The following is a 15,436-nucleotide window of genomic DNA, read 5'->3' on the forward strand; positions in this document are numbered from 1 at the left end:
ACTTGTGAAATATTCATTTTACTATATATATTATTTTTAATAAACTATTACCCATAATATAAATAAAACAAAACTAGGAAATTATTAACTATTTATTCATTGTCCACAAAAATCGTTTTAACTGTATTTTCTGCCGCGCTCCCATTATCCCAAACACAATACTTATTATAAAATGCTTCATATTTATCTTGATAATTCGCATGGACCTGTTTAATCTGATTAATTGCATTTATCACTTCATCGGTAGTTAATAGCAGCGGACCTGGAACTTCTTCTTCCATGTCAAAATAAAAACCTCTTAGCTGATCACGATACTTTTCAATATCATAGGTGTAAAACAAAATTGGTCTCTTTAAATGTGCATAATCAAAAAATACGGAAGAATAGTCAGTTATTAATATATCGGAAACTAAATAAAGTTCAGCAATATCATCATATAAACTAAAATCAATTACGAAATCTTTATATTCTGATACATCAAGTTGATTTGCTATATGATAATGTGTGCGCAATAATATAATATAATCCGATGCTAATTTAGCTTGCATTTTATCTAATTCTAACTTTAAAGTGAATTTATAATTGCCTCTAGAAAAGAACTCATCGTCCCTCCAAGTTGGAGCATATAAGATTACCTTCTTATTAATAGGGAGTCCAAGCCTTTCTTTTATTTCCTTAATCGCATCATAACTATTTCTTTGATACAAAATATCATTTCTTGGATACCCATATTCAAGCATTTGCTTATCATATTTAAAAGCACTTCTAAAGATTTTGGAAGAATATCGGTTTGGCGAATTTAAATAATCCCACCGACGAGATTGTATATAAAAATTGCTTTTATAGTTCGGATCTGCAGAATATATATCTTTAATATCAAATACCAATGTCTTTAACGGCGTGCCATGCCACGTTTGTAAGTATATATTGCCGTCTCTTTTATTTAAATATTTTGGTAATCTAGAATTACTTACCCAATACTTGGATTTTGCTAAATAATAAAAATAACGTAAGCTGAATCTTTTAACTTGAATCGGATCCCCTGGTATATCCTTCTTTTCAAGTACACTCCATACATATTTATATCTCATCTTATTATGTAGCATATATTCATATATATATTTTGGGTTGTCTGAATAAGCTTTTCCTAAGAAGCTCTCGAAAAAAACGAAATCTTTCTTCATTTTTGTTTTCATAAACACTTTACGATATAAAAAGGTATAAAATTTCTTCTTTGTTTTAACCGCACTTTTCAACTCTCTCAAAAATTGATGCTGGACATTAATTCTTTTATATTGTTTTATCGTTCCATTTATTAACACATTCGCTTCTCTTTTTAAGACAGTACTATGTTCGTTAACTAAATCGTGGTTCAGTCTGATAAACGTCTTATGCAGCGAGTTATAGAAGTTATCGATACTACGATATTCTTTAAAATACGTAACAATATTCTTTCTATAAAAGTTTAAAAACTGTTTATCTATATAAGTGTTCAATGCCTCATCATTACTACTATCTTTTAGCTTATTATATATATGTATATAGTCTTTAATCTTATAATAATCGTCACTTTGATTCAAAGAGGGATTTGATATGGGATCATTTCTTTTTCTTTTAAAATAAATGGCTTCTTTTAAATAAGGAACTACTTCACATTTATTAAAGGCAGGGACAATAAAACCTAAGTCAGAATATAAGTTTACTTGCTCAGAAAATTTCAATTGCTCTTTTAAAATAAAATCCCTTCTAATCAATGTGTTTAAGGCTGATTTATTATTTAGTAAATTATATTTATTATCGGTATAATGGCTCAATTTTGAAAGCCCTTCCAAAATTACGGCAAGACTATTCGCAAATGTTGTTTTCTTTATCTTGCCACGAATTATACAATAGTCTTGAATGTTATTTATTAACATTTCTAGTGTTTTTTCGGGTAAGTAATCATCACTATCTAAAAAATAGACAAATTCCCCATTTGCGTTTTTAATTCCATGGTTGCGTGCAAAACCTGCTCCTTTTGATTTGCTTAAATGATAGACTTTAATACTATCATTTAAATGGGCCAGCTGATTTAATTTATCTGTACATTTTTGCGCGCTACCGTCGTTAACAATTAATATTTCAACATTTTGATAAGTTTGATGCAAAATAGATTCGATACATTTTTCTAAATAATCTTCGCTATTGTACACAGGTACAATTACCGATATTAACCCTTTCACTATTTCACCCCATTTTTTCGCATAATTCAATTAAATTATATAACTTATTTTGTTTTACTACAACATTTGACATTCAAACTAAATCCTGTAATAAAAAACGAACCCTTTAAAGAAAAATTACGCATTCTTTTAGGGTTCATTTTTTCTATGAATATATTAACTTATTTTCTATTAAGAAGAATAGGATGGAATGTCTAAATAAACATTAGTTATTCCTAAGTCTTGATATAAGTTGTACATTGTATATACTTGTTTTGTTGCCCATCCAATATCCGTAGCGTATTGATGCGAAGGACTTCCGTCTTCCATTGAATCTGGGTTCCAACGCATTTTATATAACGTATTTTGGCCAGCTTTCACGTAGTTATTACCTATAAACTTGGCTCCACCAATTATAGCTGATTCTGGTGTAAACCAACCTTCTCTATACGCTCTAAATGCGCCACCTTCACGAGCATTATTATCTGTTGCACCAATTCCATACATATTATAAGTTGTTTTTATTTGGGTTAATTCTTTTCTATTGTTTGAGGTAACCAATACTAAATTTCCCTGTTTATTTTTTCCTACCTCAATGCCTGTGGCCAAATCCGATTGACCATTCCCTGTTTCTAATAAGGCATGAGATAATAGATATATATCACTAACGCCATATATCCTACTTGCATCAATGAATGATTGACCTTTTCCTTGGAGTACTCCCTTCCCTTCTAAATAATTATTTAAAAGGTTTACCGTAGCATCACTTGTTCTTGAAAGATCTAAAAATTGAAATCTAAGAACATCATTATCTATAAAGTTATCAGGATTAAGGTAATATCGTACATCCTCTGCACTAGCGTCTACCCAGCCTGCACCATTAAATTCAATTTGGTACCAGCCACCAACTTCGCTTATCACTTCAACTGTAGTTCCATAGGTAAGAGAACCAACTATTTTCTTAGAAGTACCTGGACCTGATCTTACATTTAAAACATCTGCAATCACTTCGTTACTACTATTAATATATTGGGCTGATACATACGCATATGGATTATCTGTCTGTGGAGGTGTTGATAAGGCCATTTGCATTTCTACAGCCTCCGCTAATGTTAAATCATAATTTGAGTACCGGATACTGTCACTTACAACATAAGATTCATGGAGCCAAATGGTTTTGCCGTTCAGTTCGCCGCGGTACCATGTATTGCTTCCTACTTTTTCTGTCAAGTTTACTTGGAATTTCTGACCTTGATATGGGGACATATCTTCATATACTAGATTCTTGCTTCCTCCCCATGCCGTATTATACGCACTGCCTGTCCCTTTAAAGTATAATGTTTTGGCTTTTCTATCTACACCCTTATGACTGTGCGTGGATAGGTCGGATGCTTTTACCCAGCCTACGACACCCTCGGTTGAGCTTGGCTTCTTGCTTATTAAATAATATGTCTTCCCTTGATAACTTGTCTGCTCTTTAATATAGTAAACCGCATGGGTATATACAGATCCTGCCTCTTTGGATGTCATGAAATCCTCACTATAGATCTGTACTTGACTGTTTCGAATATGTCCTAATTTACTTGTAGCTGTCTTATTTATGCTAGGTGGTTCTATTACATAGGAAGAATGCAGCCAAATGGTTTTGCCGTTCAGTTCGCCACGGTACCATGTATTGCTTCCTACTTTTTCTGTCAAGTTTACTTGGAATTTCTGACCTTGGTATGGGGACATATCTTCATATACTAGATTCTTGCTTCCTCCCCATGCCGTATTATACGCATTGCCTGTCCCTTTAAAGTATAATGTTTTTGCTTTTCTATCTACACCCTCATGACTGTGCATGGATAGGTCGGATGCTTTTACCCAGCCTACGACACCCTCGGTTGAGCTTGGCTCTTTACTTATTAAATAATAGATTTCATTTTCTACTTCTGCCTGCAATTTAATATAGTAAACTGCGTTTGTATATACAGATCCTGCCTCTTTGGATGTCATGAAATCCTCACTATAGATCTGTACTTGACTGTTTCGAATATGTCCTAATTTACTTGTAGCTGTCTTCTTTATACTAGAGGGTTCTATTACATAGGAAGAATGCAGCCAAATGGTTTTGCCGTTCAGTTCGCCGCGGTACCATGTATTGCTTCCTACTTTTTCTGTCAAGTTTACTTGGAATTTCTGACCTTGATATGGGGACATATCTTCATATACTAGATTCTTGCTTCCTCCCCATGCCGTATTATACGCATTGCCTGTCCCTTTAAAGTATAATGTTTTTGCTTTTCTATCTACACCCTCATGACTGTGCATGGATAGGTCGGATGCTTTTACCCAGCCTACGACACCCTCGGTTGAGCTTGGCTCTTTACTTATTAAATAATAGATTTCATTTTCTACTTCTGCCTGCAATTTAATATAGTAAACTGCGTTTGTATATACAGATCCTGCCTCTTTGGATGTCATGAAATCCTCACTATAGATCTGTACTTGACTGTTTCGAATATGTCCTAATTTACTTGTAGCTGTCTTCTTTATACTAGAGGGTTCTATTACATAGGAAGAATGCAACCAAATGGTTTTGCCGTTTAGTTCGCCGCGGTACCATGTATTGCTTCCTACTTTTTCTGTCAAGTTTACTTGGAATTTCTGACCTTGGTATGGGGACATATCTTCATATACTAGATTCTTGCTTCCTCCCCATGCCGTATTATACGCATTGCCTGTCCCTTTAAAGTATAATGTTTTGGTTTTTCTATCTACACCCTTATGACTGTGCGTGGATAGGTCGGATGCTTTTACCCAGCCTACGACACCCTCGGTTGAGCTTGGCTCTTTACTTATTAAATAATAGATTTCATTTTCTACTTCTGCCTGCAATTTAATATAGTAAACTGCGTTTGTATATGTATTCCCAGCTTTAAAAGCATTTGATTTATCCATATCTGGGTAAATCATTACATTTGAATGTCTAATATGTCCCAATTTGCTAATCCTTGTTTCATTGACCTTTGACATCCTCGATATATTACTTATCGTTTTTGCTTCCTCATCCTTTTGTTGCTCTGCTTGTTCTACTTTTTGTGTTGTTTGTGTTTCTTCAACTTGTTGCTCTGCCTTTTGAGTGTTGTCTCCGTTTGTTTCTTCTGACTCTAATTTAGATTTTTCCTCTGTATTGGTTATGCTATCTTCTTGCCCTTGTTGTATATTACTTTCTTTCTTTTTTTCATCCTTATTCAAATTATTATTATCTTCTTGGCTCCCATTGTTTGTATCCTCAACTATGGTTTCGTTGTTTTCTTGTTCCTCTACTTTTGGTTCAGATTCTATGGAACTTTCCTTACTAGTTACATCTAAAGATTCTTGATTCTTAACACCATCACTAGTAGCCTCCACCAGATAAGATGGATTGATACAGGTCAATAAGATTAGTAAAGATAATAATACTGACAGTTTTTTCATAATAACCTCCTTATTAGACGACTTTTACTTTATATCGGCAAACTTAACAAATTATTAAGAACAAGTTACATGATAACATATTTTTGTCATCTTAAAATAATTAATTGTTGATTATTGTAAAAATATTGTAAAAAACTAACCGTAAAATATGTTATTCTTATAAAGAAAATAAGTGTATGCGCTATATCGCAAACAATTAAAGAATCTAGAATAGTAGAGTTTTACTTTTTTAGTAGACAATTTACTATTTCTCGGGGGTTATTGATATACTATCGGAGCTGATTGTTAACTTAAACATATTAAGGGAATATGCGTTATACCTTTTTTAGATTCATAGCGGGGACTATTCGGATATAAAATGGGTGGGTTGATTCCAATACGTGAATCATTTAATTTATTATCTATCGTGAAATTATTGTTAAAAATTTGTAAATGCAAAGTAAATTAAATATAGTATAATATAAGTATCACAATACGGAGGTTTTTCATAATGAAAAAAGTAATCACTTATGGAACATTTGACTTACTGCATACAGGTCATATAAATATACTACGTCGCGCAAAAGAATACGGAGATTATTTAATTGTTGCAATATCAGCAGATGAGTTTAATGCCTTAAAGGGAAAGAAAGCTTATTATACGTTTGAACAGAGAAAAGCTATACTCGAGGCGATTCGTTATGTCGATTTGGTTATTCCTGAACATACGTGGGAACAAAAAATGGAAGATGTTCAAAAATACGATGTCGATGTCTTTGTTATGGGGGACGACTGGGAAGGTAAATTTGACTTTTTAAAAGATCATTGTGAAGTCGTTTATTTGCCGAGGACTGTTGGAATCTCCACAACAAAAATTAAGACTGACCTAAACATGACAAATAATGGTTAAAGAAATCCTTATAAGTGTATACCTCTTTGCTTTCCGTATACTCTTTAATTTCTTTAAATTATTCCCACTAAAACAAAAAACAGTTGGTGTTTCTACGTTTGGGGATAATATTTACTATACAACTGAAGCTTTATCCAACTTGTCCGACGAAGAGATTATTATTCTTAAAGATGGGTCATGTAGGTATCCGTTTGATGATACAAATGCAACCATTATTCCGTTTTCTTTAAAAATTCCATTTTCATTTATAAAATCAGTTTACCATCTTGCAACTGCTACTACTATTTTAGTAGATACGTATTATGGATTTTTAGCGGCTACCCATTTCAAACAAGGAGTAACCTGTATCCAATTATGGCATGCTGGTGGGGCAATCAAGCAGTTTGGTCTAATGGACCCTACAAATAAATATAGAACAACAAAAGCAAATGAACGCTTTGCCAATGTCTACCGGAGCTTTGATTACACGGTGGTCGGTTCGGAAATGATGGCGGAGACATTTAAAGAGAGTTTTGGGCTTACAGATAATCGCATTCTGCGTACTGGTATACCACGCTCAGATGTTTTATACGATCGTTCGATGAAGGATCGTATTTATCATGACATGTTAACTAAACACCCCATGATTAAGAATAAACAAATTATTTTATATGCGCCAACATTTCGAAATAACCAGTTAACTAATTATCAATTAAAGTTAGAGATTGATAAGCTGTACCGTGAACTGTCTGATGATTATGTGCTGTTTATTAAACCTCATCCTGCGGTAACTTATGAGATAAGTGAAGTTTATAAAGATTTTGTATATGATGTGTCGGAATTCTATGATACGAATCACTTATTGCTTATCACTGACTTATTAATTACCGACTATTCATCCATTCCATTTGAGTATGCTTTATTGGAAAAACCAATGATTTTCTTTGCTTATGATGTGGATGAATATAGTTTTACCAGTGGCTTAATTGATGATTATGAACACAAGATGCCAGGCCCAGTCGTAGCGTCGACAGAAGCTATTATTCTAGCAATTAAGGAAAATAAGTTTAATTATAAACAAATCAAAGACTTTGCAAAACAATGGAATGAGTACTCAAATGGTACATCCAGTTTAAACTTAGCGAAACATTTGACCGATACAGAAGAAAAGGAAAAAGAAAGAGCAATTGGTTAACATCCCATTTTCATATGGGATGTTTTTTAATTCCTTAACTAATCTTCCTCTTTAAGTACTTCATATTTTTCTTATTCACAGCATACCATACTTTCCATACCACACACTGTTAAGTTTTAGTAAATAATGTTAATTATCTGTAAATAATACTGAAATTCCTATACAAATGTACTACTATTGATGTGTCGCAATGAAACAATAAAATAGTGGCTTTTATTAGTTAAAGGGGGAACCTTTATAAAACATGAAAATATTAAACAAATTCTTCTTTGTTCCAATTATATTATTAACACTAATCTTACCTCAAACAATTTATGCTCAATCGGATATTCACGGCCACTATTTTGAAAAAAGTATGGTATCTCTTATTGAAAGAGGAATAATGCGCGGCTATAGTGATGGAACCTATCGACCAGATCATGCCATTACACGAGCAGAGTTTACCGTTTTTTTAGTTCGCGCTTTAAATTTATCAACCAATGCATCCCAAAATAAGTTCACTGATATTGAAAAGGAAGATTGGTATTATGCAGCAATTACCACAGCTGTCAATAACCAAATTATTGGTGGTTACCCTAATAATGTATTTAGACCAAATAAACACATATCTCGTCAAGAAGTAGCCGCAATGATGAAGCGCGCTTTAGATTTAAAAGGAATAGATGCTGATAAGGCACCTCTTCTATTTAATGATAATAAAGAAATTAATCCCATGTTTTACGGTGCGATTCAGAAACTAGTCTATTTAAATATCATTGCTGGTAAAAAAAATAATCAAGGGTTATATTTTGCACCACTAGATAGTACGACTCGAGGTGAAATGTCTGCCATTTTAAATCGTATGTTGCAAGTTATAGGCGAGCCAAAAATAAGAATAGACTACACCCATTACAATTATTCTTTTAAGGAAATGATTGATATTCAAGTAACCAAAACCCCTAAAGTGGATGGAGCAGGAAATTTCCTTGCTAGTCGTTCTCTTGTAGAATACTATGCAAACCCTAGGAATTTCTCAAGTGAATCAAGTGACTATTTACAGTTTCTTAACCTTTCAGAAAATGCAAATCTAGATCCGAGTGAGATTAATAGAAAAGTCCTGCAAAACAAGGGTTCCTTATCAGGACAAGCAAATTCATTTATCGAAGCAGGAAAACAGTATGGAATTAATGAAGTATATTTAATGGCACACGCACTCCATGAAACTGGTAATGGAACATCAAGGCTTGCTACTGGCATTCCTGTGGATAAAAACGGCAATATTGTAGCCAAAAACAAGGCAACTTATACCGTTTATAATATGTATGGATATGGAGCAGTAGATAATGACCCACTAAACGGCGGAGCAAAATATGCTTTTAATAAAGGGTGGTTTTCTCCAGAAGCAGCTATCATAGGCGGAGCTAGAGATATAGCAAATCATTATATAAACGACGGCCAAGATACATTATATAAAATGAGATGGAATCCGAGTAGCCCTGGATATCCCCAATATGCTACTCATGTACAATGGGCGATTCTACAAACAAATCGAATTCAAGAGATTTATAATTTATTAAACAATTATGTATTAAAGTTTGATGTACCAACATTCAACCAACAACCAGGAGCAACATCTAAACCTAGCGGCGATAAACAGTATCATGTGGACACAAAACGGCAAGGGGAAAAAATGAAGACTACAGCTAACCTCAACCTTCGAACTGGTCCAACAACCACTTTTCATATTATTAAAACATTATCGAATAATACGATAGTTACCATAATTGGAGAGAACGGTGGCTGGTATAAAGTTAATGCTGGTGGAGTAACTGGTTGGGTATCAAGTAATTACTTACGTAAAGGAATAAGGTTATCAGAACAATTTTTAAAGCCGTCTGCTGAAGACAAAAAAGCTCCAAGTACATCAAAGATCTATAACCATTTAAGGGCAGTTACAACCGAGAATCATGTTCATATGAGAACAGAACCATCTACACGAAACAAAGAAACAATTATAAAACTATTATCAATTGATACATCAATTGAAATAATAGATAAACATGATAATTGGTATTATGTATCGGATAGCCAAGATAAGGGATGGATTTCAAAGGATTATATTTTACTAACTAACCTCTTCCAAGTAGAAAACATTGAATCCAATTTACTTGTCCGTAATAAACCAAATCTTCAAGGAGAAGTTATTGGTAAGCTTCAAGCAAGCGATTATGTGAACGCTAATGTTACAGCCAACAATCAAGTTGTTCAAGAAGGAGATTGGCTTATGGTTTATTATAAAGACGGATACGGCTGGGTTCATCAGCGCTATCTGCATAAACAGAATAATTATTAAGTAGTAATATTAACACCCGATGCGTGAACTTCAAAGGAGCCTGAGTAAATGATGAAACATATAACAATAATGAATGTTCCTTTTCTAAATACAGATCATCATTCGTTTGTATACTTACTAAACAAACGAATTCAACAAAAAGAGAAAACATTTGTTGTAACGGCAAATCCAGAAGTAGTGATGAAGGCACAAGAGGATTTGCATTTTATGCAGCAATTGCAACAAGCAACGTATATCGTCGCGGACGGAATAGGAATTGTAAAGGCAGCTAAAATATTAAAACAGCCTTTACCTGAACGAGTTACTGGCTATGATACAATGATTGATTTATTAAAACTAGCAGAAAAAAATCACTATCGTATTTTTTTACTTGGTGCACAGGAAGAAACCTTACAAAGAGCGATAACTAACATCCAGAACCAGTTTCCAAATATTGAAATTGTTGGTTGTAAAGATGGCTATTTTAACCTGGAATCAAATGATATTACAGATCACATTGTACAGTTACAGCCTGATATAACATTTGTCGCGCTGGGATGTCCAAGACAAGAGAATTGGATCGCGAACAATCTATCAAAATTCAATCATGGATTGTTAATGGGAGTTGGGGGGTCTTTCGACGTTATTGCAGGGAAGGTTCAGCGAGCACCTGTAATTTTTCAGAAGTTGAATTTGGAATGGCTTTACCGATTAATAAAACAACCAACCAGATGGAGAAGAATGCTTGCACTTCCACAATTTGCTTTCCACATTGTTAAGCAAAAGAAAAAGGAAAAAGTTTCATGAGCCGTTCTGCTTTTGTTAGAAGTACGTTACTATTAACGGTCGCCACTTTAGTATCTAAAGTATTGGGAAGTGTTTTTCGAATACCTCTTCAAAATATTGCTGGTGACCATGTCTTAGGAATCTTTAGTCTTGTATACCCGGTTTATATGGTGGCTCTTACGTTATCTGTAGCAGGTATTCCTATTGCTATTTCAAAGCTAATCGCCGATGCTCGAGCAAAGGGTGAATTATCATTTGTAAAAGAAATTTACGTAACAGCAAGTATTCTGGCTTTATTGTTCGGTATCTCTAGCTTTCTACTAATATATAGCTTATCCACTCCTTTAGCTTCTGCTTTAGGAGGACAGTCTACAAGACTTGCTTTAATTGTAGTTACAGCCACCTTATTAGTTGCACCGTATATGGCTGTTTATCGAGGTTACTTTCAAGGCTTTGAGGATATGAAACCGACTGCTATCTCACAAGTTATTGAACAGTTCATCCGCGTTGGTTTGATTTTAGTTATTGCCTATTACTTTGTTCAACAAGACTTTTCTGATGCTACGGTAGCTGGTGGTGTCATGATTGGTTCGGTTGTAGGAGCATTTACATCACTTATCTATTTAAGAGTGAAATATATTCGTTCACCTTTAAGGCAAACCTTAACTAGGAAATATACGTTAAAGCTATTCTCCTCTTGGAGCAAACAGATATTAAAACTATCGATACCGATTGCTATTGGCACAATTACCATGGCTTTAATAAATTTTATCGACTCTTTTACCATTCCTTATGGTTTACGTAGTATAGGTGAATCGGAAACTGGGATTAATTATCTTTATGGTATCTATGGCCGTGGCCTTTCCATTGTCCAAATTGCGACTGTTTTTTCGACGTCGATTGTTCTCCCACTCATTCCGTTAATAACAACAAAGCTAGCAGAAGGAGAGACACAACAAGTAAGGTCCGTCATAGAAAAGACATATCGCATGACGCATTTACTTTCATGGCCTGCAGCAATGGGGTTACTAGGTCTTACATTACCAATTAATTTAGCTTTATTTACTGACTTAGAAGGAAGCGGAGTTCTAGCTATCCTTGGACTAAGTTCTGTTTTTACTTCGTTAACCATTTTAAGTACCGGTATTCTACAAGGTATGAACTTAGCTAAACAAGCAGCCTTCATAATTGTTTGCGGTATATTAATGAAAGCCCTATGCAATATTTACTTCATTCAATTATTTGGATTACGTGGTGCAGCTTTCTCTACGTTATTGGTATATATTGTTTTATTAATTATCAATACATGGTATATCTTTAAGCATTATCCATTTTCCATTAGACGTAAGCTAATAACAAAAATAATGATTGCTTCCATATCCATGGGGGCTGTTATTGGAGTACCAACCTTGTATGTATCTATAACAGATTGGTCACGGGTTCAAGCTCTTCTCTATTTGCTCGTAGCTATGTTCATTGGAGTTACTATCTATGTGTTACAACTATACCTATTTAATGTGGTGAATAAAACAGACATCGTAAAGAATATTCCTTATTTCTCCCAGAAAGGAAGAGCAGAAAAATGAACAAGCAGAAATGGATTTGGATGACGTTAATCGTCTTACTTGCAGTTACAATACCCGGAATTATTGAGCGTTGGCAGACAGAGACAGAAAATAATACGTACGAAATCGCCGCTCCTTATCAAGAGATTGATCAGCTAGCAACAGATCATGAAGAATTAAATACAGAGGACATTCTTTCTTCTTTAAAAAAGTCTGGCTTAAATACGGTTAGCATAAGTCCTCTATCATTAAATTGGATGGAGAACCAAGACATCATTACTATCTATAACGAACAGGAGTTAAACGATGCGTTACGATTTAGTAATCAAGACGAAATGGTGGATACGGAAGCAAAAGGATATTACATCACTCAACCAAGGGATGCTTATTTTAATAAACTGATTTCCGAAAACCTACAGCCTTCTTCCGTTACAATTAGTGGTCAGGATTTTTACTTTATTGAAAAAGAAATGGATATCCTATCTAGAAACATTGCTTACAATGAAGAGACGTTAGATCAAGTAAAACAGCTTGGACTTAACTATATGTTCCGAGTAGAAAATACAAACCAGAAATGGAATCAAAAAAGTGTCGATCAGCTCATCAAGTTAAAGGAAACAGATACTACTAATTTATTATTTTATGGTCAGGATGTCATTGGATATCCAAATATGGAAGAAGTAGAACAATGGACAAACCAATTAACCGATGTAGGCTACCATTTTTATTCCATTGAGTTCACTCAACAAAAAGGGTTACAAACAATAGCTCGTAATACTGACTACAATACGATCAGATTGCATAGTATGGACTTAAATAATAAAACACTACCGGAAAATATTGATCAAGCTGTACGAGCTGTCAAAGAACGGAATATACGATCTATTTTCTTCCATATTCAAGCAGGTGATCCAACTGAAAGCTTAGAGAATGCGAATGCATTTGTTGAAGGTGTTCATCACAACTTAGAGAATAATTTCCAGCAAGGCTCTCCTAAGCCATTTACCGAAATAAACACACCAATCTGGACCCAAGTACTTCTCTTCCTTGCCGGCATTCTGTTTACAGGTTTAGCTGCAACGATCGTAAGGGATAGAAAATGGATGATTGCTGCTATCGTATTCATGACGCTTTTAGTAATAGGATATTATCTTACTGAAAGACTATTCCTCATACAGGGCTTTGCACTAATTCTTGCGATAGTAGCACCAATTTATGCTGTACTATCTACAATAAATACAGGAGATAAGCAGCTAGGCGGTATTACTTTGCATTATTTAAAGGCACTAGGGATAACCTTTGTCGGTATAATTATTGTCATTGGCCTACTAAACGGTAATGCTTTTATCACCGGATTTGAAGTGTTTAGAGGAGTAAAATTAGTTTATCTTATTCCTATTCTATTTGTCGGTGTATTTCTATTCTGGAGAGAAATCGTAATGCTATTAAAAGTCCCAGTGAAGTACTGGCATCTTGCAGTCATCTTTATCATTGGCGTAATAGGCATCTATTATATTACGAGAACAGGTAATAGTGCGACTGTAAGCGACATGGAACTGATGATACGAAGCACATTAGAGGAATGGCTATATGTTCGCCCTAGAACAAAAGAATTCCTCATTGGTCTTCCATTTTATTTATTAGCAATCTATGTGTTCAAAACGAATAAATTACTGGGAAAAGTCTTGGTGATTCCAGGGATCATTGGCTTTCTATCAATCATGAATACTTTTACCCACCTTCATATCCCATTGCATATTTCCTTACTAAGAACAGGTTATAGCATTGTTATTGGCTATCTCTTAGGACTGTTGCTTATCTGGATTTATCGAAAATGTGTACCCTTTATTACAAAACGCATCCGAAGGGAGTGGGTATAATGCATATTGTTGTTTCCGGTTATTATGGATTTGATAATGTTGGCGATGAGGCTATTTTGTTTTCCATTATAGAACAGCTTCGAATGGTTCAACCTACCATTAAAATTACCATATTATCTAATAACCCAGAACAAACGAAAAGAACCTATCAAGTAAATGCCGTAAACCGACGAAAGATTAATGAGATCATTCAAGCATTACGCGATTCAGATGGATTAATTAGTGGTGGTGGCAGTCTTTTACAAGATAAAACAGGGATGTTGACCATCCCCTATTATACGGGCATCATCAAATTGGCCAAATGGCTGCAGAAACCTGTGTTTATTTATGCGCAAGGGATGGGACCAATTAATGGGGTTTTAAGTAAATGGTTAGTGAAATATGCGTTAAATCATGTGGAGCAAATCACGGTACGCGATCAAGCTTCACAGCACTTACTGAATCAAATTGGCATTAAACATATGTCTACAATTGTTCCCGATCCTGTTTTAGGTTTAGATTCTAGCTCCTATGACCATCAATGGGAGACGGCTGATAAATTAACTCAAAAGTTCATTACTGTGAGTGTGAGGGATTGGCCAACGAATAAGCCATTCACTCAAAAGATAGCATCTACTTTAGATCAGCTCGTTCAAGATGGATATGCTGTGGTGTTCGTACCAATGCATGGGGAAAAGGATCAACGTAAATCGCAAGAGACAGCTGAACGAATGACAGAGCATAGTTATATTTCGCCAGCGAACGCTTCCTTAGAAGCTAAAATTGCGCTTATCGGTGAATCCAATTTACTCATTGGCATGCGTCTGCATTCACTCATATTTTCAGCAATTAATTATACGCCATTTGTAGCAATTTCGTACGACCCAAAAATTGATGCTTTTGCTGCGCTTTGTAATCAACCTGTAGTCGGACATGTAGAAGAAGACAATTGGGACGATAAACAGTTATATCAACAAGCAACCCATGCACTCGACAATGAAGAGCTAAGAAGAATGAAATTGAGAGAGATTGTACGCATGTATCAACGCGATGCAAGAGCCACACCAGAACTTGCGCTAGATACTTTCTTTGGGCGAGAAAAACGTCCATATAGTAATGTATAAATGTTAAATGGAAACACCCAAGTAGATTAGCTGACACCAATCTGCTTGGGTAATGAAAGGGAAAA

Annotated in this window: 9 protein-coding genes; 7 read left to right on the forward strand and 2 right to left on the reverse strand. The window is 34.7% G+C overall.

The window, feature by feature from the left end; all coding sequences use genetic code 11:
* Window positions 1-92 precede the first annotated feature (92 nt).
* Together JKP73_RS04390 and JKP73_RS04395 are read right to left on the reverse strand one after the other, a co-directional pair.
* Window positions 93-2,222: a bifunctional glycosyltransferase/CDP-glycerol:glycerophosphate glycerophosphotransferase gene (locus JKP73_RS04390; RefSeq protein ID WP_160806808.1), complete on the reverse strand. Its 2,130-nt coding sequence runs from the start codon at window positions 2,220-2,222 to the stop codon at window positions 93-95.
* Between the two features lie 171 nt (window positions 2,223-2,393).
* Entirely contained in the window at window positions 2,394-5,663 is a 3,270-nt protein-coding gene (locus JKP73_RS04395; RefSeq protein WP_200410951.1) for a GW dipeptide domain-containing protein, read from the reverse strand.
* Window positions 5,664-6,153: 490 nt separating this feature from the next.
* Here JKP73_RS04395 and tagD point away from each other — a divergent pair, with 490 nt between their 5' ends.
* From tagD to csaB, 7 genes are all read left to right on the forward strand, one after another.
* Window positions 6,154-6,552 carry a glycerol-3-phosphate cytidylyltransferase gene (gene tagD / locus JKP73_RS04400; RefSeq protein ID WP_038242268.1) on the forward strand — a complete coding sequence of 133 codons (399 nt, stop codon included), beginning with the start codon at window positions 6,154-6,156 and terminating at the stop codon, window positions 6,550-6,552.
* Window positions 6,545-7,726 carry a CDP-glycerol glycerophosphotransferase family protein gene (locus JKP73_RS04405; protein ID WP_038242266.1) on the forward strand — a complete coding sequence of 394 codons (1,182 nt, stop codon included), beginning with the start codon at window positions 6,545-6,547 and terminating at the stop codon, window positions 7,724-7,726. Before tagD ends, JKP73_RS04405 begins: the two co-directional genes overlap by 8 nt.
* Before the next feature lie 244 nt (window positions 7,727-7,970).
* A complete protein-coding gene (locus JKP73_RS04410) occupies window positions 7,971-10,058 on the forward strand; it encodes an SH3 domain-containing protein (RefSeq protein ID WP_160806810.1) in 2,088 nt (695 codons plus the stop codon).
* Between the two features lie 48 nt (window positions 10,059-10,106).
* Window positions 10,107-10,844 carry a WecB/TagA/CpsF family glycosyltransferase gene (locus JKP73_RS04415; protein ID WP_306465010.1) on the forward strand — a complete coding sequence of 246 codons (738 nt, stop codon included), beginning with the start codon at window positions 10,107-10,109 and terminating at the stop codon, window positions 10,842-10,844.
* Window positions 10,841-12,409: a putative polysaccharide biosynthesis protein gene (locus JKP73_RS04420; RefSeq protein WP_021289760.1), complete on the forward strand. Its 1,569-nt coding sequence runs from the start codon at window positions 10,841-10,843 to the stop codon at window positions 12,407-12,409. Before JKP73_RS04415 ends, JKP73_RS04420 begins: the two co-directional genes overlap by 4 nt.
* Window positions 12,406-14,268, forward strand: coding sequence for a DUF5693 family protein (locus JKP73_RS04425; protein ID WP_038242261.1), 1,863 nt, complete (start codon window positions 12,406-12,408; stop codon window positions 14,266-14,268). The genes JKP73_RS04420 and JKP73_RS04425 overlap by 4 nt, the downstream gene beginning before the upstream one ends.
* Window positions 14,268-15,371, forward strand: coding sequence for a polysaccharide pyruvyl transferase CsaB (csaB, locus tag JKP73_RS04430; protein WP_021289762.1), 1,104 nt, complete (start codon window positions 14,268-14,270; stop codon window positions 15,369-15,371). Before JKP73_RS04425 ends, csaB begins: the two co-directional genes overlap by 1 nt.
* Window positions 15,372-15,436: the final 65 nt, after the last annotated feature.

Origin of the sequence: Virgibacillus salexigens, assembly GCF_014905415.1 — a bacterium.
Lineage (GTDB): Bacteria > Bacillota > Bacilli > Bacillales > Amphibacillaceae > Virgibacillus > Virgibacillus salexigens.

Bases quoted from the DNA above. Each gene is read 5' to 3' on its own strand.
- JKP73_RS04395 (WP_200410951.1), bottom strand. From the start codon at position 5,663: ATGAAAAAACTGTCAGTATTATTATCTTTACTAATCTTATTGACCTGT.
- tagD (WP_038242268.1), top strand. From the start codon at position 6,154: ATGAAAAAAGTAATCACTTATGGAACATTTGACTTACTGCATACAGGT.
- JKP73_RS04405 (WP_038242266.1), top strand. From the start codon at position 6,545: ATGGTTAAAGAAATCCTTATAAGTGTATACCTCTTTGCTTTCCGTATA.
- JKP73_RS04410 (WP_160806810.1), top strand. From the start codon at position 7,971: ATGAAAATATTAAACAAATTCTTCTTTGTTCCAATTATATTATTAACA.
- JKP73_RS04415 (WP_306465010.1), top strand. From the start codon at position 10,107: ATGATGAAACATATAACAATAATGAATGTTCCTTTTCTAAATACAGAT.
- JKP73_RS04420 (WP_021289760.1), top strand. From the start codon at position 10,841: ATGAGCCGTTCTGCTTTTGTTAGAAGTACGTTACTATTAACGGTCGCC.
- JKP73_RS04425 (WP_038242261.1), top strand. From the start codon at position 12,406: ATGAACAAGCAGAAATGGATTTGGATGACGTTAATCGTCTTACTTGCA.
- csaB (WP_021289762.1), top strand. From the start codon at position 14,268: ATGCATATTGTTGTTTCCGGTTATTATGGATTTGATAATGTTGGCGAT.